11 protein-coding genes and 1 pseudogene are annotated in these 20,761 nt (G+C 75.6%); 3 read left to right on the top strand and 9 right to left on the bottom strand.

Annotated features, from left to right (window positions below):
- Positions 1–77: 77 nt before the first annotated feature.
- The 7 genes from OP86_RS20170 to OP86_RS20200 all read right to left on the bottom strand — a co-directional run bounded on the left by OP86_RS20170 (position 78) and on the right by OP86_RS20200 (position 14,717).
- A complete protein-coding gene (locus OP86_RS20170; protein ID WP_030062138.1) occupies positions 78–2,921 on the bottom strand; it encodes a condensation domain-containing protein in 2,844 nt (947 codons plus the stop codon).
- A complete protein-coding gene (locus OP86_RS20175; protein ID WP_063832417.1) occupies positions 2,918–4,786 on the bottom strand; it encodes a non-ribosomal peptide synthetase in 1,869 nt (622 codons plus the stop codon). The genes OP86_RS20170 and OP86_RS20175 overlap by 4 nt, the downstream gene beginning before the upstream one ends.
- A gap of 65 nt (positions 4,787–4,851) precedes the next feature.
- Entirely contained in the window at positions 4,852–6,744 is a 1,893-nt protein-coding gene (locus OP86_RS20180) for an amino acid adenylation domain-containing protein (protein ID WP_033332634.1), read from the bottom strand.
- Positions 6,745–6,845: 101 nt separating this feature from the next.
- Positions 6,846–10,097 (bottom strand): non-ribosomal peptide synthetase, encoded by a 3,252-nt coding sequence (locus tag OP86_RS20185; RefSeq protein ID WP_033332636.1) that lies wholly within the window; start codon positions 10,095–10,097, stop codon positions 6,846–6,848.
- A 313-nt stretch (positions 10,098–10,410) separates the two neighbouring features.
- Positions 10,411–11,730 carry a hypothetical protein gene (locus tag OP86_RS20190; protein WP_051830313.1) on the bottom strand — a complete coding sequence of 440 codons (1,320 nt, stop codon included), beginning with the start codon at positions 11,728–11,730 and terminating at the stop codon, positions 10,411–10,413.
- A gap of 92 nt (positions 11,731–11,822) precedes the next feature.
- A complete protein-coding gene (locus tag OP86_RS20195; protein ID WP_030062147.1) occupies positions 11,823–13,193 on the bottom strand; it encodes an MFS transporter in 1,371 nt (456 codons plus the stop codon).
- Positions 13,194–13,595: 402 nt separating this feature from the next.
- Entirely contained in the window at positions 13,596–14,717 is a 1,122-nt protein-coding gene (locus OP86_RS20200) for a PP2C family protein-serine/threonine phosphatase (RefSeq protein WP_245231805.1), read from the bottom strand.
- Positions 14,718–15,003: 286 nt separating this feature from the next.
- Between OP86_RS20200 and OP86_RS20205 the strand changes: the two genes are divergently transcribed.
- Positions 15,004–16,722, top strand: a complete 1,719-nt coding sequence (locus OP86_RS20205; RefSeq protein ID WP_030062149.1) for a PKD domain-containing protein — start codon at positions 15,004–15,006, stop codon at positions 16,720–16,722.
- 151 nt (positions 16,723–16,873) lie between these two features.
- Here OP86_RS20205 and OP86_RS20210 read toward each other — a convergent pair whose 3' ends face one another.
- Positions 16,874–17,536, bottom strand: a complete 663-nt coding sequence (locus OP86_RS20210) for a maleylpyruvate isomerase family mycothiol-dependent enzyme (protein WP_051830314.1) — start codon at positions 17,534–17,536, stop codon at positions 16,874–16,876.
- Positions 17,537–17,607: 71 nt separating this feature from the next.
- Here OP86_RS20210 and OP86_RS34975 point away from each other — a divergent pair.
- Positions 17,608–18,630: pseudogene (locus OP86_RS34975) on the top strand (LysR family transcriptional regulator); the annotation flags it as partial.
- Between the two features lie 32 nt (positions 18,631–18,662).
- Here OP86_RS34975 and OP86_RS20225 read toward each other — a convergent pair.
- Positions 18,663–19,895 (bottom strand): erythromycin esterase family protein, encoded by a 1,233-nt coding sequence (locus tag OP86_RS20225; RefSeq protein ID WP_063832418.1) that lies wholly within the window; start codon positions 19,893–19,895, stop codon positions 18,663–18,665.
- Between the two features lie 114 nt (positions 19,896–20,009).
- On the opposite strand from OP86_RS20225, the gene OP86_RS20230 reads away from it, so the two are divergent.
- Entirely contained in the window at positions 20,010–20,735 is a 726-nt protein-coding gene (locus tag OP86_RS20230) for a TioE family transcriptional regulator (RefSeq protein ID WP_030062154.1), read from the top strand.
- Positions 20,736–20,761 lie beyond the last annotated feature (26 nt).

The following is a 20,761-nucleotide window of genomic DNA, read 5'->3' on the forward strand; positions in this document are numbered from 1 at the left end:
GTAAGCTGCCGCAGCAGTGGTAGCCGGGCGGAGGGGGCCGGTGCCCGACGGACCCCTTCCGCCCGTCCCGGGTCGGTTCAGCCGACCATGGCCGCCAGTACGGTGCGCCAGTCCTCGCCCGGTTCGGGGGCGAGCGGGCCGGCCAGGATCTCGGCCCGGTAGTGCCAGGGGCGGCGCAGTTCCTCGTCGGCGTCGGGGCCGACGGTGAGCGGGCTGGCGGAGCCGAGCAACCGGACGAGTTCGGCGGTGAAGTCCGCCCAGGAGACGTGCCCGCTCACCGCGTTGACGACCCGGCCGGCCGCCGGGTGGTCCGGTGCGGCGCAGGCCGCGAGCGCGCGGGCCAGGGCCGCGGCATGGACCCAGGAGGCGCCGTACCAGGATCCGTCGGAGACCTCCGGCAGGCCGATCGGTCGCCCGGCCAGCGCGGCCTGGTAGAGGTCACCGGTGGCGCCCCAGCGGAGCTGGTCGCGCAGCCGGTGGTGCGGGCCCCAGACGATCGGGGCGCGGACGGCGGTGACCGGCCCTCGGCCGGGGCCCGCGGCCTCGAACAGCATCCGCTCGCAGTCCAGCTTGGCCTGCCCGTACGGGGTGACGGCCGCACCGCTCCGGCTGCCCTCGGGGACCGCGGTGCCCGCCGGGCGGCCGTACGCGTCGATGCTGCTGACGAAGACGAACGGCCCGCCCCGCCAGCCGTCCAGCAGGACGCGCATCGCGGCGAGGTCGGTGGCGTGGTCGGTGAAGGTGCAGGCGGAGTGGATGACGGCGTCCACGCCCTCGACGGCGCGCCGCAGGCTGTCCGCGTCGGCGAGGTCGCCCTCCGCCACCTCGGCGCCGTTCAGGGCCGGCAGGTGCGCCGACTCGGGCCGGACCAGGACGCGGACGGGCCGGCCCTGGGCCATCAGCTCCTGCAGCACGGCCGCGCCGACTCCGCCGGTGGCTCCGGTGAGCAGCACGGTGCCGGTGTGGGCGCGGGTGCGCGGGCGGTCGGCGGTGCGGGCGAGGGCGGCGGTCTGGGCGAGGGCGGCGCGGCGCTCGTGCTCGCGGGTGGCGAGCAGGGCGGCGAGGCCGCGCGGGGTGCGCCGCTCCAGGATGTCGAGGCCGGTGAGCGGCAGTTTGGTGCGGGTGCGCAGGCGTTCGGCGAGCTGGACGGCGATCAGGGAGTGGCCGCCGAGGGCGAAGAAGTCGCCGTCGGCGGGCGGTGTGGCGCCCAGCAGTTCGCCGAAAGCCTCCCGAACGGTATCCACCGGCCCGTCCGGGTGCGGGCTCGTGTGGAGAGGCTCGGCAGCGCCCGGCAGTCGGCCGCGGTCGGGGGTGCCGTCGGGGTGGCGCGGGATCCGGTCCAACAACGTGACCGCGAGCGGGAGTTCGGCGGCCGGGAGGCGGCGGCGCAGAGCGGCCCGCAGCTGGGCGCCGTTCGGGGCGACGGGCCCGTGCACCACCGCGTAGGCGAGCGGCGGGCCGTCGACGGTCTCGACCACAGCCGCTTCGACCACGCCCGGATCGGCCGACAGGCCTTCCACCACCGGGTGTTCGGCGGCGACCAGCAGGCTGCCGGGCAGCTCCGAGAGGCGCTGCTCCGCGTTGCGGGCCACCGCCGTGAGCAGGGCGGCGAAGGCGTCGAGCAGCTGCCCGGCGGTGGCCTCGTCCAGCGCGTCCCGGTCGTGCTGGACCAGGCAGCGCGGCGCCGGCCCGTCCTCCAGGAGCAGTGCGAGCCCGAACTTGGCCAGCCCCAGGTCGAGTTCCACGTCCTCGGAGTCGAGGCCGGGCAGCGTCAGCGGCGCGACGGGCCGGACGAGGTCACAGGTGACCGACAGCAGCGGGGTGCCGTCCGCGCCGCGTGCGGCCGCGCCGAGCCGCTCGACCACCAGGTCGAACGGCACCTCGTGGTGCTGCTGCGCGTCGAGCAGCCTGCCGCGCACGGCCGTCAGCAGCTCGGCGAACGACGCGTCCCCGGCCTGATCGACCCGTACCGCGAGGGTGTTGACGGCGAGGCCGACGGTACGCCGCAGCTCCGGCCGGGCCCGGTGGCCGCTGGCACAGCCGAGGACGAGGTCGCCCTGCCCGCAGGCCGTCCGCAGGGTGGCGAACGCGGCGGCCAGGACGACGGTGAACAGCGTGGCGCCGTGCCGGGCGCCGAGCCTGCGCAGGCCGTCCACGACGGCCCGGTCCAGCGGGGCGGCGTGCAGCGCTGCCCGGCGTTCGCGGGGGCCGGGCGGGACGGGGCGCAGCAGCGCCGGCGGGCGGGCGCCGGCCAGCCGGGCGGCGAGGGTGTCGGCGGCGGCCGTGAGTTCGGTGTCGCGGGCGCGTTCCTGGCGGGCGTACTCGGTGTACGGCGGCCCGGGCGGCGGGAGTTCCGGCGCCACGCCGTCGCGCGCGGCGGCGTAGAGCGCGGCGAGGTCGGCGGCCAGGACGGGCAGTGAGCCGCCGTCGACGGCAATGTGATGGATCGTCAGTACCAGCGTGTGGTCCTCCGGCCCGTGCCGCAGCAGCAGGGCGCGCAGCACCGGCCCGGCGGCGAGGTCGAACGGGCGGGCGGCTTCGGCGGCGAGCTGTTCGGAGGCCGCCGAAGCCGTCTTGGCGTCCACGACCGGCAGCGGTACCGGGGCGGCCGGGGCGGTGTGCTGGTACGGCTGTCCGCCGCAGCGCGGGTAGCGGGTGCGCAGGACGGCGTGCCGCTCGGTGAGCGCGGTGATCGCGACCGCGAGGGCGACCCGGTCGAGCGGGCCGCGCAGCCGGGTGGCGATCGGGACGTTGTAGAGGGCGCCGCCCTGGCCGAGGTGGTCCATCAGCCACATCCGCTGCTGGGCGTGCGAGAGCGGGGCCGGGCCGTCGGGTACGGTCGCGCGCTCGGGCGCGGTGACGGCGGCGCCCCGACGGCTGCGGGCGCGGCGCAGCAGGTCGGCCTGGTCGACGGCGGTCATCGGGCGCCTCCCGGGGCCTCGGAACCGTCCGAACCTTCGGAACCGTCCGGACTGCCGGGGCTACCCGGATCACCCGTACCATCCGGACCGTCGGCGTCACGCAGGGCCCGTTCCAGCAGCTCGGCCTGCCCGGCGACGGTCGGGTGGGCGAGGAAGTCGGCGAGCGACAGCTCGACTCCGAGGTCCTCGCGCAGGTCGTCGACGACCCACATGGCGAGCAGCGAATGCCCGCCCTCGGCGAGGAAGTCGGCGGCCGGGTCGGTGATCGGGCGTTCCAGGGCCCGGCTCCAGGCCTCGGCGACGGCCTGCTGGATCGGGCTGAGCGTGCCGGCCGCGGAGGGGCGCCGGGCGGGCGCGTCGCCTGCGGCCAGTGCCCGTCGGTCCGCCTTGCCGCTGGCGGTCAGCGGCAGCGCGTCGAGGATTGTCCAGGCGGTGGGCACCAGGTGGGCGGGCAGCCGCTCGGCGAGCCGGGCGCGCAGCGTCTCGACGGCCGGGGCGGCGCCCTCGGCGAGGACGAGGCAGGCGGTGAGGGCGGCGTCGGCCTGCCCGGCCCGACGGACCACGACCGCCGCCTCGGCGACCTCGGGGAGCCGCAGCAGCGCGTGCTCGACCTCGCCCGGTTCGATCCGGAAGCCGCGCAGTTTGACCTGCTCGTCCGTGCGTCCGTGGAACTCCAGCGTGCCGTCCGGCAGTTGGCGGACCAGGTCGCCGCTGCGGTAGGCCCGGCCGATGCCCGGCAGCTCGCGGAAGCGTTCGGCGGTCAGTTCCGGCCGGTTGAGGTAGCCCTGGGCGAGGCGGTCGCCGCCGATCCACAGCTCGCCGACCGTGCCCGCCGGCACCGGCGCGAGCTGCTCGTCCAGGACCAGGACGCGGGCGCCGCCGAAGGGCCGGCCGATCGGGATCGGGCCGGCGCAGTCGGCCTGGGTGACCCGGTGCAGGGTGGTGAAGGTGGCGGCCTCGGTCGGCCCGTAGACGTTGACCAGTTCGAGCCAGGGGAAGGCCCGCAGAACCGCGCCCGCGTGCTCGGGCGCGAGCACCTCGCCGCCGACGGCCACGGTGCGCAGCACCCCGAAGATCCGGGACTGCCTGGCGGCCAGGTGGTGGAAGAGGGCACTGGTGAGCAGCAGGGTGGTGACGCCGAACCGCTCGACGTCGCGGCCGAGTTCCTCGGCGGTGGGCCGGTCGGCCGGGGAGACGGCGACGGCGGCGCCGCGGGCCAGCGGGGCCCACAGCTCGAAGGTGGAGGCGTCGAAGGTGACGGCGGAGTGGAACAGCACCCGGTCGCGCGGGCCGACCGCGATGGCGTCCGGGGCGGTGACCAGGTCGGTGACGGCGCGGTGCGGGACGAGCACGCCCTTGGCCCGGCCGGTGGAGCCGGAGGTGTAGAAGAGCACGGCGGTCGCGGCCGGGTCGGCGGCGTCGGGTGCCACCGGGCCGGTCCCGTCGGTGCCGTGTTCGGTCAGGACGAGGGTCTGGTCCTCGGCCAGTCCGGCCTCGGCGAGCAGCGCCTTGTCGCCGAGGACGAGCCGGGCTCCGGCGTCCGAGGTCATCTCGGCGATGCGCGGGCGCGGGTAGGCCGGGTCCAGCGGGAGGAGGTGGCCGCCGGCCCGCCAGATCGCGAGCTGGGCGACGACCAGGCGGGTGGAGCGGGCGCAGAGCAGGCCGACGGCGCTGCCGGGGCCGATCCCCCGGGCGGTCAGGACGGCGGCCAACCGGCCGGCGGCGTCAACGAGTTCGCGGTAGGTAAGGGCGGTGGAACCGTCGGTCACGGCGAGTGCGTCGGGCTGCCGTTCGGCCTGCCGGGCGATCAGCGCGGGCAGGGTCGTGGCGGGCTGGGGCGCGACGGGCAGGGTCGCGGAGGTCATGGCGTTCCCTTCCGGGCGCCCCGGCGGTACGGCCGGGGCGCCCTGTTGAGGAGGTTCGGGCTGGGTCAGGCGGTCGCGGTCAGGGCGGTCACCCGCTCCTCGACCAGTCGGGCGACGGCCCGCAGGTCCGGCTGGCGCAGCACGAGGGGCGCGCGCAGCCGGATCCCGTACTCGCTCTGCAGTGCTTCCAGCAGCCGTGCGGCGGCGAGCGAATTTCCGCCCGAGGCCAGGAAGTTGTCCGCCAGGCCGAGGTCGGCGCGGCCGATCAGCTCGCGGCAGAGCTTGAGTACGGTGCGCTCGGCCGGGGTGTCGCCCTCCTCCCCCAGGGGTTGCGCGGGCTCGGCGGCCAGCAGTGCGGCGCGGTCCACCTTGCCGTTGGCGTCCAGCGGGTAGCGGTCCACCAGCCGGACGGCCGAGGGCACCGCCTGCTCGGGCAGCCAGGGCCGGACGGCGTCGAGCAGCCGCGCCGGGTCGGCACCGGTGCCGACGCCCTCCCTGACCGCGATCCCGGCACCGGACTCCGCGCCGGCCCCGCCACCGGCCTCCGCGCCCGTCCCGGCAGCGGTCTCCAGCTGGACGAAGGCGAGCAGCCGGACGCCACCCGTCGGCGCCTGCTCGGCGGCGACCACCGCCCGGCGCACCCGCGGGTCGCGCTCGAACGCGGCCTCGACCTCGGCGGGTTCGATCCGCACGCCGCTGACCTTGACCTGGTCGTCCAGGCGGCCGTGGAACTCCAGCACCCCGTCGGCGCGCATGACGACCCGGTCGCCGGTGCGGTAGACCCGGTCGGTGCCGTCGACGCCCTCGGGCGCGCCGACGAAGCGGCGGGCGGTCAGCTCGGGGTCGAGGTACCCGGCGGCCAGGCCCCGGCCGCCGATCCGCAGCTCGCCGGCGACACCGCGCCGCACCGGCCGGCCGTCCTCGTCGGTGACCAGCACGACCGCGCCCGGGATGGGCAGCCCGATCGGCGGGGCACCGGCGCCGTGGTCGCCTCCGGGGGCCATGGTGTGCACGGTGGTGGCGACGGTGGCCTCGGCGGGGCCGTAGGCGTTGTGGACGGTCGCGGTGACATCCGGCCCGGGGGCGCGGCGCAGCCGGTCGCCGCCGATCGTGAGGTGGCGCAGTGCCAGCCCGGTCGGCCAGGGCCTGCCCAGGACGGGCTCGGCCAGCGGGGTGGGCAGCACGGAGACGGTGATGCCGGCCTCGCGCCACCAGTCGGTGAGCGCGCCGGAGTCCCAGCGGACGGCCTCGGGGGCGACGACCAGGGCGGCGCCGGAGGTGAGGCCGGCCCACAGCTCCTGGAGGTGCGGGTCGAAGGCGACCCCGATCAGCAGGCTGTGCCGCCCGCCGGGGCCGAGGCCGGTCAGCTCGCGGTACCAGTGCAGCAGCGCGCCGAGCGCGGGTTCGGTGACGGCGACGGCCTTCGGGGTGCCGGTGGAGCCGGAGGTGAGCACCGCGTAGTGGGTGCCGACCGGGACGCGCACCTGCTCGCCCGGGGTCAGGGCGGCCACCACGCCCTCGGTGGGCAGGTCCAGCGGCAGCCGCTCGCCGCCGGGCGGCAGCAGGTCCGGCTCGCCGACCAGGCAGGCCGGGCGCAGCTGCTCGGCGACGGCCCGCAGTCGGCGTTCGCCGGGGCGCGGGCCGAGCGGCAGGTGGACGGCGCCGAGCTTGGCGGCGGCCAGGGTGACGGCCACCAGTGACACCGAGTGGCCGAGGCAGACGCCGAGCAGGTCGCCGGGGCCGACCTTCCCGCGCAGGGCCCCGGCGACTCTGTCGGCGAGGCGGTCGAGCTCGGCGTAGCTGTGGACGCGCTCGCCGTCGATCAGGGCGGGGGCGTCGGGGGTGCGGTGCACCCAGGTGGTGAAGAGGTCGAGGACCGCGCCGTCCTGGTGCGGACGGCCGTACCCGACGCTCCGGACATCCGTGCTCCGGACATCCGTGCTCCGGTTTTCCATCATGGTCTCCAAAAAGTTGTGACGTACCGTCAGTTCATCGCCGTGGAACAGGCCTTGGCGGCTTCGCGGTGACCGTCCCCCAGGACGGCGGAGGGCGCGGTCAGCTACCGCGCGCCTCCGATCAGGGCGCGGGCCTGGTCGGCCAGCACGGCGTGGCGGAACAGGGTGCGCAGCGGCGGGCGGCTGCCGAGGTGCGGCTCCAGGAGGGCGGCGAGCTGGGCGGCGAGCAGTGAGTGGCCGCCGACCTCGAAGAAGTGCGAGTCCGCGGTGAAGCGGTCGTGGCCGAGCACCTCGCGCCAGGCGGTGGCGAGCAGTTCCTGGGCGGGGTCCGTGAAGGTGCTCGGTGCGCTTGGCTCCTCGGCGGCCTCCTCGGCGGCCTCCTCGGCGGCCTCCTCGGCGGCCTCGTCCGCCAGTCGGGTGAGCGCGGCACGGTCGGGCTTGCCGCCGGGCAGGGTGGGCATCGCCGCGACGGCCGTCCAGCTCGCCGGGACGAGTCCGCCGGGCAGCCGGCGGGCGAGCGCCTTGTGCAGGGCGGCCTGGTCGGGGCGCTCGGCGCCCTCCAGGAAGCCGAGCAGGCGCGGGCCGGTCCGCGGGTCGGTGTGCAGCACCACGGCGCAGGAGCGGCCGCCGAGTTCGGCGGAGGCCGCGGCCTCGATCTCCTCCAGCTCGATCCGGTGGCCGCGCAGTTTGACCTGGTTGTCGGCGCGGCCGAGGAAGCGCAGCCGCCCGCGCAGGTCGCGGTAGCCGCGGTCGCCGGTGCGGTAGACGCGGGCGCCGCCGAGGGCGGGAACGGTGACGAAGCGGGTGGCGGTCGGGTCCGGCAGGCCGAGGTAGCCCTCGGCCAGCATCGTTCCGCCGACGACGAGTTCGCCGACGCAGCCGGCCGGGAGCAGGCGCAGCGTCTCGTCGAGGACGTGCATGCGCACGCCGTCCAGTTCGGTGCCGAGCGGGATCTCGCCGTCCTCGGCGACGTCGGTGGCGGTCACCTCGTACACGGTGGAGGTGACGGTGGCCTCGGTGACGCCGTAGGCGTTCAGCACGGTGGTGGCCTCGGCCAGCCCGGCGAGCGCCCGGGCGGGCAGGCGCTCGCCGCCGAGGACGAGCAGCCGGGGCGTCCAGCGGCCGTCGCGCAGCGCCTCGCGCAGGTCTTCGCGGACAGCAAGCAGGTAGCTGGTCGGCAGGTTGGCGACGGTGACGCCGCGGGCGGCCAGGACGGCCACCAGCTCGGGCCCGGTGGGCACTTCGCGCTGCGGGACGACGAGGGAGGCACCGGCGGCGAGGGCGGGCAGCACCTCCTCCAGCGCCACGTCGAAGGAGGGCCGGGCGAACAGCAGCACCCGGTCGGCGGGGGTGAGTCCGTAGCGGGCGGCGATCGCGGCGACGTACCCGGCGAGGGCCTGGCGGCCGACCAGGACGGGCTTGGGCACGCCGGTGGAGCCGGAGGTGTGGATCAGGTAGGCGGCGCCGTCCAGGGTGGCGGCGGGCGCGGCCTTCGGGAAGGCGGGGCCGTCCAGCAGCGCCGGGGTGACGCCCTCGGCGGGCAGTGCGAGGGCGCTCTGCCGGGTGGCCAGCACCAGGGCCGGGCTCAGGCGCTCCAGCAGCAGTCCGAGCCGGGCGGCCGGGTCCTCGGTGGACAGCGGTGCGTGGACGGCGCCGTGGCGCAGGCAGGCGAGCAGGGCGACCACGCTGTCCGCGCCGCGCGGCAGCAGGGTGGCCACCGGCTGGCCGGGCGCGACCCCGGCGGCGCGCAGGCGTTCGGCCAACTCGGTGACGCGGCGGTCGAGTTCGCCGTAGCTGATCCGCTCGGTGCCGGTCAGCAGGGCGAGCGCGGTGGGGTCGTGGGCGGCGGCCGGGTCGAGCAGGGCGGGCGTCGCGGTGGCGGGCGTCGCGGTGCCGGGCCTCGCGGTGCCGGGCCTCGCGGTGCCGGGCCTCGCGGTGCCGGGCGTCGCGGTGCCGGGCCTCGCGGTGGCCGACAGTATGGTGCCGGGCGTGTCGGCAGCGGGCGCCCCGGTGACCGCCGGCGGTTCCTCGGGCGCGGGGGCCAGCTCGGCGATCGGCGCCTGCGGGCGGTCCAGATAGCAGCGCAGCAGCTCCAGCAGCCGCTCGGACAGCAGCACCGCCTCGGACTCGCGGAAGAGGTCGGCGTCGTAGTCCCAGACCAGGGTCATCCCGGCCGCGCCGTGCTTCTCGCCGACCACCCGGCGGTCGTCGGGCAGCAGCACCAGGTCGAGGTCGAAACGGGTGGTGCCCGTGTTGAAGCCCTCGTACAGCGAGACCTCCAGCCCGGGCGCCTGGACGTCCGGCAGGGCCGCGTCGTGCGCGCTGAACATGACGTTGAACAGCGGGTTGTCGGCGCCGCTGGTGTGCAGTCCCAGGCAGCGGGTCAGCTCCTGCACGGGCAGGTCCTGGTACGGCAGCGCGCTCAGCAGGACGTCGGTCGCCTCGTCCACGGCCTCGGTCCCGGGGGCCGCCGGGTCGAGCCGCAGGCGCAGCGGCACGGTGTTCACGAACATGCCGACGGTGCCTTCGAAGCCCTCCGGGCGGTTGCCGACGGCGGTGCCGATCACCAGCTCGCGGTGCCCGCTGTGCCGGCGCAGCAGTTCGGCGAGCAGGGCGAGCAGCGTGCTGAACGGGGTGTGGCCGTCCGCGGTGCTGCGTTCGCGCAGCCGTGCGGCCAGGTCGGCGCCGATCGCCTGGCGCAGCTGCCCGCCCCGGTGGCGGCGCTCGGTGCCGGGCCGGGCCAGCCCGGGCAGCGTGACTTCACGCGGCGCGTCGGCCAACTGCTCGGTCCAGAAGTCGAGTCCGCGGTCCCGGGGGGCGTCGGCGGCGGCGCGCGCGTGCTCCTCGTACGAGGGGGCGGCGGGCAGCGCGTACGACTCGCCGAGGACGTGGGCGCGGTAGACGGTGAAGAGGTCGCGCAGCAGGATCGCGAAGGAGTGGCCGTCGTGGACGAGGTGGTGCTCGACGTGGATCAACCGGTGGTGGTCCTCGGCGATCCGGACCAGGTGCCAGCGCAGCAGCGGCGCCCGCTCGGTGTCCACCGGCTCCTCGGCCTCGGCGGCCAGCAGCCGGCGGAAGGCGGCCTCCGGGTCGGCCTCGGCGCCGAAGTCGCTGTGGCGCAGCTCCGGTTGACAGCCCTCGACGACCCGCTGACCGGGCAGCCCCTCCGCGTTGGGCACCAACTCCAGTCGCAGGCCCGGGTGGTGGCCCAGGACGGCGGCCAGTCCGGCGTGCAGCGCCGCGCGGTCGAGGGTGCCCCACAGGTCGAGGACGGCGGTGAAGTTGTAGGCGCGGCTGCCCGGCAGCATCTGTTCGTGCAGCCAGACGATCTCCTGCGACGGAGAGAGTGCGAACATGGACGGCTCCCTTGTGTGGTGGGCTTGTCAGCACTGCGGTGGCCGGCGGCGGGCGTGGGGTGGTCCCGCTCCGTCCGGTGGGCCGGACCGCACCCGGGGTGAGGGTGCGGCCCGGAATCCGGGCACCCGGCCGGGCGCGCCCGTCGGGCACGTGCGGTCGGGCAGGTGGACCCGGAAGGGCGGGTCCGGTGTGCTGGACCCGGAAGGGCGGGTCCGGTGTGGGCGTTCAGGCGCAGGAGGGTTCGGGCGCACAGGCGCAGGCGCTCAGGCGCGGGCACTCAGGCGCCGCAAACCCCGGTCAGGGCAGGCGTGTTCAGGCGTGGGCGTCCGGCCGCGGCCCGCTGTCCAGGTGGTGCCGCAGTACGGCGAGGAGGTCACCGAAGGCCGCGCGGGCGTCCGCCTCGGGGAAGCGGTCGCTGTCCCAGGCGAGCCGGACCAGCAGGTCGTCGCCGTGCGAGGCGGAGACGGCGACGGGTGCGGCGAGCGGCCGCCCGGCCAGGTGGGTCTCCCCGCCGGGGACGCCGCCGAGCACCAGTGGCGGGCGGCGGTGCAGGTCCTCCAGGGTGAGCATGGCGTCCAGGGCGCCCGTCCACGGCGCCCCGGCGGTGCGGGCGGCCCGGACGACCTCGTCGAACGGCGTGCCGGCCTGGTCGAGGTCGTCCCACCAGGCGTCGGCGAGGGCGTCCAGGTCGGTGGCGGTGGTCGAAACGGCGGGGTGGACCAGGGTGTTGAGGAAGCAGCCGAGCGCGGCGGGTGCCCCGGGCGGGCGGCCGCCCCACGGGTAGCCGAGTGCAAGCGCCCCTCCCCCGGCCTCGGGCCCGGGGAACGCCGATGCCCGGTACAGCCGGTGCGCGGCGGCTCCGACGGCGTCCAGCAGGGCCGGGAAGACGGCGTTGCGAGCGGCGGACCCGACGGCCGGCAGCCGCTCGGCGAGCATTCCGGTGGACGCGGCCGCGCCGCCGCCCGCCCCGGTCAGTCCGCCGAGCCGGCGCCCCCAGTGGGCCTGCGCGGCGGGTCCGCCGGCGGCGTCCTCGGCGGCGAGCTGGAGTTCGACGGCCTGCCGGTAGTCGGCCAGGGCCTGCGGATCGGGCCCGGCCGCCGACGGTGGCGTCTCGTCCTTCCGGTACGCCTCGCTCAGTTCGGCGGTGAGCACCCCGATCGACTGCTCGTCGCAGGCCGCGTGGTCCAGCGCGACGGCGAGCAACTCCTCGTCGCCGTCCGGGTCCTGGGCCACCAGCAGGCGTAACGCGGGCCCGTCGAGGGGCCAGTCGAGCAGGGCTTCGCGCAGCGCCTCGCGGGCCGTGCCGCCGGGGGCTACGGCGATCCGGGCGGCCTCGGCTGAGGGGCCGCCGACCCGCAGGACCGGTGTGCCGCGTACGGTCGCGAAGCCCCCGCACAGCGCCGGGTGGCGGGCGGCGACGGTGGCCGCGGCGCGGGCCAGCCGGTCCGGTTCGAGGGTGCCGCGCGGGAAGGCGAACAGCAGCGGGACGACGTCGGAGCGGCTCTGCGGCGTGAGCCGGCGGGTGATCAGGAAGCGCCGCTGGGCGCCGGTGAGCGGGAGCAGCTCCACCGGGGAGTCGGCGGCGGCGGAGCGGTACCGGGTGAGGTAGGCGGCGGTGATGCTGGCGTGCACGGGAACGGTCTCCGGTTTCCGGTCGCAGCTCGGCAGGTGTGGGTCGGTGAGGTCTGGATCGGTGAGGGGCGGGTCGGTCAGGGGCGGGTCGGTCAGGGCGTGATGGGGCTCGCGGCGGGCTCGGTGCTGGCGGCTCCCTCCTCCGCGACGGCGTCCCCGGCATCCGGCGTGCCGCCGCCCTGCGTACCGCTGCCCGGCGTACCGCCGAGCGGCAGGTCACCGAGCGGCAGGTCGCGCATCCGTCGCAGCGGCGACAGCAGCAGCGGTACCGGTACCAGCAGGAACCCGGCCGCGCAGAGCCAGAGCGCGGCGCGCGGCCCGGCGGCGTCGGCGACGAGCCCGCCGCCCAGCGCGCCGAGCGGCATGGTGCCCCACACCAGGAAGCGCATGGTGGCGTTCATCCGGCCGAGCAGCTCCGGCGGGCAGACGCTCTGCCGGAAGCTCACCTGGGCGACGTTGTAGGCCACCGCGCCGAACAGCACCACCCCGGAGGCGACGCCGAACAGCACCACGCCCGCGCCGCCGCCGGACAGCGGCCACAGCACCGCAAACGGCGCCGTCACCACCGTGGAGAGCCAGATCAGCCGGGCCTGCCCGACCCACCGCGCCAGGTACCCGGCGCACAGCGCGCCGGCCAGCCCTCCGACGGCGGACGCCGACAGCAGCACGCCGATGGCGCCCGGCGCCAGGTCGAGGACCCGGACCCAGAACACCGTCTGCACGGCCATCAGGACGGCGGCGAACAGGTTGGAGACGGCGGTGGCCGTCGCGATCGCCCGCAGCAGCGGGTGCCCCAGGACGAAGCGCACGCCCGCCCCCACCTCGGCGCGCAGCGAGCGCCCGGGCTCCGGTTCCGGTCGCGGCTCCTCGACCCGGATCCGGGCGAGCAGCAGCGCGGACGCCAGGTACCCGCAGGCGTCGGCCACGATGGCGAGCGGCGCCCCGAGCAACTGGACCAGCCCGCCGCCGAGGCCAGGGCCGGCGATCTGCGCGGAGGAGCGGACCGTCTCCAGCGCCCCGTTGCCGCCGACCAGTTGCTCGCGCGGCAGGACGGCGGGCAGGAAGGACTGGTGGGCGACGTCGAAGAACACCGTCGCCACCCCGGTGACCAGCGCCACCAGGTAGAGCTGCGGCATGGTCAGCACTCCGAGCGCCGCCGCCGGGGGGATCGACCCGACGGCCAGGCAGCGCACCACGTCGGCGCGGATCAGCACCGGCAGCTTGCGCATCCGGTCCAGCCAGGCGCCGGCCGGCAGGCCGACCAGCAGGAAGGCGGCGGTCTCGGCGGCGGTCAGCAGACCGACCTCGAACGGCGTGGCGTCCAGTACCAGCACGGCCACCAATGGCAGTGCGACCAAGGTGATCTGACTGCCCGTCTGGGCCGCCGCGGCGCCGGTCAGCAGGAGCCGGAAGTCGCGGTGGCCGAGCAGACGGGCCTGAGGAGGGAGAGGCGATTCGTTCATCGGTGCGACTCTCGGTCACCTCTTCGACACGGGGCAAGCACCGGGTCCGTTTCCGGACGAACCGTCGGTCGGCCGGATCCCGCCACTCCCCCGACCGGCTCTTGCGCGTCTCTTACGGCCCCTTATGGGCCGCTCGCGGCACCCGCACGACCCGTCGGCCGAGGCGGCGCGGCCGGGCGGGCCCCCGGGGCGCCGCCGGAGCGGTCCGTCCATTTCGCCGTCCGATATCCGGACGCCGCCTTTCCGGCCACCGGACGACGGCACTCAACTTGGCCGGATACCGTGAAGCGCCGCCGGGCCGTCACCCTGTCGTGATACCGCCGCGACCGACGGCAACCGTCGAATAGGACCTCGACGGCCCGCGCCACCCCCTCAATCGCACGCCCCCACGCGCCCTCACCTTCAATCGCCCGCCCTACGAGTGATCGCCAGCACCGCCATGTCGTCGTCCCGCGGCCCTCCCGTCCACCGCTCGACGTCCGCCACCAACGCGTCCACCACCTGCTGCGGCCCGCCGAACGGGCCCAGCGGGGCCAGCCCCGGCACCGGGTCGTAGAACTCCCCCGCGGCGTCCCGGGCCTCGGTCACCCCGTCGGTCACCAGCAGCAGCGTGGACCCGGGCGGGAACGGCCGGCTCTCCGGCACGGGCCGCGCCACCCCCAGCACCCCCATCCCGAGCGGCAGCCCCGGGTCCGCCGCGTCCAGCCGTCGCACCTGCGGTCCGCTGCCGCTCAGCAGGTACGGGCCGGGGTGCCCGCAGTCCAGCGTGCGCACCGCCTCCTCCCCCGGCGGGAACTCCACCAGCAGCGCGGTGATGAACCCCTCCAGCCGCAGCTCCTCGCTCAGCCGGTCGACCTCCCGGAGCAGCGAGGCCTCCAGCCCGTCCGCGAGCGCGACCAGGTCCGGAGCCCGGTGGGAGGCCTCCCGGAAGGCCCCCAGCAGCACCGAGACCGCCCCCACCGCCTGCAGCCCCTTGCCCCGCACGTCCGCGATCAGCCCGCGCACGCCGTACGGGGTGATCTGCAGCGCGTACGCGTCCCCGCCGATCAGCGCCTCGTCCTGGGCGGCCCGGTAGCAGGCTGCGACCGACAGCCTCCCCACCCGCCCCGGCGGCTCCGGCAGCACCGCGCGCTGCGCCGCCTCCGCCACCGACCGCACCCGCTCCAACCGCCGCCCGTGCCGGGTCACCACCCGGTTCACCCCGACCCCGAGCAGCGCCGCGAACGCCGTGTTGACCAGTTCCAGGTAGCCGTCGCCGGTCCCGATCGACCCGTCCCGGGCGGACAGCACCAGGATCCCGCTCACATTGGCCGCCCCCACGGCGACGGTGTCCCGCAGTCGCAGCAGTGCCCCGGCCAGTACGGCGGCGGCCGCCAGCAGCGGATCGCCCCAGTAGTCGGTCGGATCCAGCGAGTTCCACACCAGCCCGGCGACGATCAGCAACCACGGCGCGGCCCGCACGTACGGCGGCCACTGCACGGACCTCGGGGCCATCGGCGACCTGGCTTCCGTCTCGCGACGCATCCGGAAGGGCTTCCTCCGATCGTAGCCACGGGCACGAGCAACCCGCATGTGGCAGCCATCCAGGAGCCGCCCACAGGCCACCCAAAAGCAACCCAGGACCGCTCAGGGATCGGCCACGGATTCCGCGACACCCGCGCACCACACGGCCCACAAATAATCCACAACCTCTCCTTGCACGACCATGTACGCTGCTCCAGCATTCGAACTGTGTGGAACCTGTTCGACCTTTGACAGAAAAGTGGGGGGATCGGTGCGTAATCGCCGACTTGTGATTCCTGCTGCCCTCGTGGCGGCCGGTGTTGTTCTCACGCCCGGGCTGGCCCAGGCGGCCGGTCCGGCCCCGGCGCCCGCGGCGCCCGCCGGCCAGGGGGTGGCCGGGACCGCGGCCGGGACGGACGCGGCCCGAAAGCTTCCGGGCAAGACCTTCACGAGCCCCGCCGACCGTACGGTGCTCGCGCCGAAGTCCGGCGAGCGCACCGCTCTGGCGGCGCCGGCCCAGGGTGCGCAGAGCGCCCAGGGTGCGCAGGAGGCCCAGGCTGCGCCGAGCGCTGCCAACTCGATCACGATCGGCCTGACCGCCACGACGGTCACCGCGCACGCGGTCGACCTGCAGACCATCGTCATCCCCAGCATCAACTCCACGCTCGACGTCACCATCTCCTGGGGCGACGGGACCACGGACACGTTCTCCGCCACCCTCAACGGCTTCGCCTCCGACCTGCGCAACACCAAGCACACCTACGCCGCGCTCGGCTCCTACGACGTCAAGGTCACGGCGAAGGACGCCGCGAACGCCGTCGAGGCCGTGAACCAGGTCAAGGTCGTCACCGAGGGCGGCGAGTTCACCCCGCACGCGCCCACCCGGCTGCTGGACACCCGCGCGGGCATCGGCGCCGCCCAGGGCCAGGTCGCCGGGCGCGGCACGGTGGCCCTGAAGGTCGCGGGTGCCGCCCAGGTCCCCGCCGGGGCCTCCGCGGTGGTCCTGAACGTCACCGTCACCAACACCACGGACGCCGGCCACGTCTCCGTGCAGCCCGAGAAGCAGCTGGCCGAGACCGCCGAGACCTCGAACCTCAACTACGTGGCCGGCCAGACCGTCCCGAACCTGGTGGTCGCCGCGGTCGGCGCCGACGGGTACGTGTACCTGAACAACGCGGGCTGGCAGCCGGTCGATTTGATCGCGGACGTCACCGGCTACTTCACGCCCTCGCCCGCGAGCGGCTACCAGACGCTGCCCCAGAGGCGTGCCGTCGACACCCGCGAGGGCCTCGGGGTTCCCCAGGGCCAGCTCGACGGGCAGGCGAGCTTCGACGTCCAGATCGCCGGCACCAACCGGGTGCCGCAGGGCATCACCGCCGTGGCGCTCAACCTGACGGCCACCAACCCGCAGCAGGACGGCCACCTGACCGCCTACCCCAGCGGGCAGGCGGCGCCGACCACGTCCAACCTGAACTTCACCGCCGGCCAGACGGTCGCCAACGCGGTGATCGTGCCGGTCGGCCCGGACGGCAAGATCACCGTGCGCAACGGGAGTTGGCGTCCGACGGACGTGATCGTCGACGTCGTCGGCTACTACACCCCCGACAGCCGATCCGCCCTCGTGACGGCCCGGGTGCCGTTCCGGATCATCGACAGCCGCAAGGACAGCTGGGGCCGCAAGGCTGGCCCGATCCCGGCCCGCGGCTTCCTCGCGCTGAGCCTCGAAGGCGACGTCACCACCCCGGAGGTCGACGGCTGGGTGCTGAACACCACCGTCACCAACACCAGCGGGCCGGGCTTCCTGTCGGTCGACCCGGACCCGAACCTCTGGTCCGCCTACAAGAACGGCACCGCGGGCACGCCGCAGCGGCCGGTCTCCTCGACGCTGAACTGGACGGCGGGCGCCACCGTCCCGAACGTCGCGCAGGCCTCCGGCGGCAAGGGCGGCATCGTCGACCTCTGGAACCAGGGCTGGCAGGACATCGACCTCATGGTCGACCTGCTCGGCTTCTACGAGACGAAGTGACCCACCCTGGGGCGTGAGGAGGGGCGGTGTTCCGTGCGGAGCACCGCCCCTTCCCCTGTTCCTGCTTCCTCCCGCGTCCCGCTACCCGCAACCCGCAACCCGCAACCCGCAACCCGCTACCCGCTACCCGCTACCCGCTACCCGCTACCCGCTACCCGCCCAGGGTGAAGCGCTCCGCGCCCGGCCCCGCCAGCAGTCCGGCGGGCACCCGGCGGCCGTAGGCGACCAGCAGCAGGTGCTCCGCCCGGCCCTCGACGAGGAGCGGGCCCTTCCCGTACGACCACGCGGTGTCGGTCGCCCGCAGGCGGACGCCGTCGATCCGCGCCCCGAAGAACCGCAGCGTGGGGGCGGACACGCCGGCCAGCAGGGCCGCGGTCCGGGCGGTCGGCAGCCGCAGGGGCAGACCGAGCGGGACGGTGATGTCGAGGCCGTGGACCACGTCGTGGGCGAGGGCGGCGATCCGGCCGCCGACCGGCGGTCGCCACGGGTGGTCGGCGTGGTCGGCGAGGGCCGCGGCGAGTTCACGCTCGGTGAGGGCGGCGGCATCGCGGCGGGCGAGCCGGTCGGCCATCCGGTGGACGTGGCCGCCCGAGCGGGCGAGTTCGAGCACCATGGCCGCCGTGGAACGCCGGAACCCGCTGCCCATGTGAGCCGCCACCTCCCGCACCCGCCAACCCTCGCACAGCGTCGGTGAGTTCCACTGCTCCGGGGTGAACGCGGAGAACACCTCGGCGAGTTCGCGACGCTCGGCCGCGATCTGTTCGCGAATCCAGCCGACCTGCCCGGTGTCCTGCTTCTCTGACACGGTTTCCATGTCTCCAGCCTGCCGCCGGAACCGTTCACCCGTCCAAGACCGGGAATTTCTGCCGCCTATAATCGACAGTTATGGAACTGCGGCAGCTCCAGTACTTCGCCACCGTCGCCCAGCACGGCAGCTTCACCCGGGCCGCCCAGCTGCTGCACCTGACCCAACCCGGGGTGAGCTCCCAGATCCGGCAGCTGGAACGGGAGCTGGGGCACCAACTGCTCGACCGCTCCGGCCGAACCGTGCGGCTGACCCCGGCCGGAGAAGCCGTCCTGCCGCACGCCCGGGCCGCACTCGCCTCCGCCGAGGCGGCCCGCAGGACGGCCCAGGAGTTCGGCGGGCTGCAGCGCGGGCACGTGCGGCTGGGCATGGTCGCCGGTGCGGCACTGACCCCGCCGTCCGAACTGGGCACCTTCCCCGGGCTCGCCACCACGCTCGCCGCGTTCCGACAGGAACACCCCGGCATCGACTTCTCCCTGACCGAGGACACCACCGCCCGGATGCTCGCGGCCCTGCGCGACGGACACCTGGACCTCGCGGTGATCGGCCTGCCCACCGAGGCGAGCGGACGCGAGGACGACAACGGCTGGACGACGCTGGCCGGACTCACCGTGCACACCGTGCTGGAGGTCCCGCTGGTCGCGGCCTGCCCCGAACGGCACCCGCTCGCGGCCGCCCCCGGCGGCGCGGACCCGAGCGGCCCTGCGCCGGGTGACACAGCCTCGATTGCCGCACTCCCGGTCGCGGCGCTCCCGGTCGCCGTTCTGGACGGGCGCGGCCTCCCGGCTACCGCCCTCCCGGTCGCCGCGCTGGACGGGCACGCCCTGGTGAGCACCCCGCGCGGCACCGGCATGCGCACCGCGCTGGAGCGCGCCCTCGCCGAGGCCGGGGCGCACCCGGCCATCGGCGTCGAGGCGGCCGCGCCGCCGCAGTTGGCCGAACTCGCCGCGCACGGACTGGGCGTGGCCGTCCTGCCGGACCCCGGCGTCGTCCCCGGGCTCCGGATCCGCCCGCTGGCCGACCCCGTCCCGATGGTACGGATCGCTCTGGCCTGGCCGGCCGGACGGCCCGCCTCGCCGCCGACCGCCGCCCTGGTGTCCCACCTGCGGACGGCCTACCCGGGCCCGGCCGCCCCTCAGCCCCCCGTCGCCGCGTCGGCTGCTGTCACTGCCGAACCAGCTGCGGCTTTCGGCCCGGCTGCGGCTTTCGACCCGGCCGCCGCCACGGTCGCGGCCGCGCCGTCGGCGATGTGCAGCAGCGCGGCCGCGCCGTCGAGGACCTCCCGGTCGAGCGGGAAGTAGCCTTGCCGCGGCGTGGTGTCGGTGCGGGTACGGCTGCCGGCCGGCAGCACTGCGCCGGTCAACTCCCAGACCGAGCCGCGCCGTTGCAGGGCCGCCTCGTAGGTGTCCGGCGCGGGTTCGGCCAGCCCGATCGCCGCGCTGCGTCCGAGGCTCCCCGCGACGAAGGCGTACCGCTCGCCCAACAGGGCTCCGACGATGCGCCCCGCACCGCTCCACCCGCAGTCCAGCTCCCCCTGTGACCAGGCGCTCGGGCTCCGCCGCAGGTGCTGGTTGTGCGAGAAGACCAGCGTCGGCCCGCGCCGGGCCTCCAGGTCGCGGATGTCGAGCAGGTTCTGCGCCATGAGCGCGTCCCGGATGCCGAGCAGGCCGCTCAGCCGGGTGCTCGGATCCAGACCCAGGACCGCCGACTGCGCGTGGTAGCGCAGCAGGCCGATGCCGGCGGTCAGCCGTGTCCGGGCCTCCTGCCACGCGGCGAGCGAGCTCGCGTCGATCGACTCCGCCGCGCGGGCGTGGAGCCGGACCAGCAGGTCGTCGGCGAGGCAGCGCAGCCTCGTCGCCTCCGCGGTGGCGCCGGGCGACTGTGCCGGGTCCAGCACCGCCTCCGCCCGGCTCCAGCGCTCGTCCTCGCCCGCCGGGCCGGCGATGTCGAGGTCGATCCGCAGGTGGTCGCGGGCGTGTTCGAGGTAGCGGCGCGGGCTCGGGGCACTGTAGTTCTCGGTCGGGATGTCGAAACCGTGGCAGGCCAGCCGCTCCCCGGCCGGGCGGTTGCGGTTGAACTCGCGCATCCAGGCGACGAGTTCGCGGTTGGCTTCGTGTTCCCCGAAGCCGTGCGAGAAGCCCTCGCCCATCGCCGCGTCCAGCGTGCCCACGCCCTCCCGGACGTAGGCGTCCACGGCGAGCGCGGCCACCCGGTCCGTTTCGAGCGCGATCGACCGGAAGCCCCGGTCGACCAGCCGGGCGAACAGTCGGTTGCGCACCCACCCGAAGGCCGGCTCCTGGTGCGTCGGCTCGCCGAGCCCCAGCAGCTCACACGAGGGGGTCACGAAGTCATGAAGGTCCTGGCTCATGAACCTCAAGCGTATCCTTGAAAGAACAGTTGAGACTTTTTCCCAGCCAGCCCGTCCATAACCGTCCATGGCTGCCAGAAGTCTCAAACAGGCCCGAACGGAGACCGACCACCCATGCGCCCCTCCGACCTCGCGCGCGAACACGGCATCTCGACCCAGGCGGTGCGCAACTACGAACGCGACGGCTGCCTCCCGCCCGCCGCGCGCACCCCGGCCGGCTACCGGATCTACACCGAGCTGCACGCGGCCGCACTGCGCGCCTTCCTCGCCCTCGTCCCGGCGTACGGGCACGCGACCGCCGGCGCGGTGATGACCACCGTCCACGCCGGGCGACTCGACGAGGCACTGACCACCCTCGACCGCGGTCACGCCCAACTGCTGCGTGACCGGGAGACCTTGGCCTCCGTCCGCGAGGCCGTCGACCACCTCACCGCCGCGCCCGGCGGGCTTGCCGCACCCACCGGGCCCACCGGGCCACCGGCCCCTCTCAGCATCGGCGAGATCGCGCACCGGCTCGACGTCACCCCCGCGACCCTGCGCGCCTGGGAGGCCGCGGGCATCCTCACCCCCGTCCGCGACAGTGCCACCAGCCACCGCGTCTACCACCCGGCCGACGTCCGCGACGCCGAACTCGCGCACCTGTTGCGGCGGGGCGGCTACCTGCTGGACCACATCGCCACCGTGGTCCGGCAGATCCGCGCGGCCGGCGGCACCGGCGAGCTGGCCGCCGCCCTGGACGGCTGGCACCAACGCCTCACCAACCGGGGCCTCGCCATGCTCACCGCCGCCGCCCGCCTCGGCGACTACCTCACGCTCCGATCAGCACGCGAACCGGCTTGACCACGTACGAACCGGTGCACATCCAG

Source organism: Streptomyces novaecaesareae, from assembly GCF_000716875.1.
Lineage (GTDB): Bacteria > Actinomycetota > Actinomycetes > Streptomycetales > Streptomycetaceae > Kitasatospora > Kitasatospora novaecaesareae.

What these genes read in the sequence shown, in the direction of transcription:
- OP86_RS20170 (WP_030062138.1), bottom strand. Translation starts at nt 2,921, where the DNA reads ATGACCGCCGTCGACCAGGCCGACCTGCTGCGCCGCGCCCGCAGCCGT.
- OP86_RS20175 (WP_063832417.1), bottom strand. Translation starts at nt 4,786, where the DNA reads ATGACCTCCGCGACCCTGCCCGTCGCGCCCCAGCCCGCCACGACCCTG.
- OP86_RS20180 (WP_033332634.1), bottom strand. Translation starts at nt 6,744, where the DNA reads ATGATGGAAAACCGGAGCACGGATGTCCGGAGCACGGATGTCCGGAGC.
- OP86_RS20185 (WP_033332636.1), bottom strand. Translation starts at nt 10,097, where the DNA reads ATGTTCGCACTCTCTCCGTCGCAGGAGATCGTCTGGCTGCACGAACAG.
- OP86_RS20195 (WP_030062147.1), bottom strand. Translation starts at nt 13,193, where the DNA reads ATGAACGAATCGCCTCTCCCTCCTCAGGCCCGTCTGCTCGGCCACCGC.
- OP86_RS20200 (WP_245231805.1), bottom strand. Translation starts at nt 14,717, where the DNA reads ATGCGTCGCGAGACGGAAGCCAGGTCGCCGATGGCCCCGAGGTCCGTG.
- OP86_RS20210 (WP_051830314.1), bottom strand. Translation starts at nt 17,536, where the DNA reads ATGGAAACCGTGTCAGAGAAGCAGGACACCGGGCAGGTCGGCTGGATT.
- OP86_RS20225 (WP_063832418.1), bottom strand. Translation starts at nt 19,895, where the DNA reads ATGAGCCAGGACCTTCATGACTTCGTGACCCCCTCGTGTGAGCTGCTG.
- OP86_RS20230 (WP_030062154.1), top strand. Translation starts at nt 20,010, where the DNA reads ATGCGCCCCTCCGACCTCGCGCGCGAACACGGCATCTCGACCCAGGCG.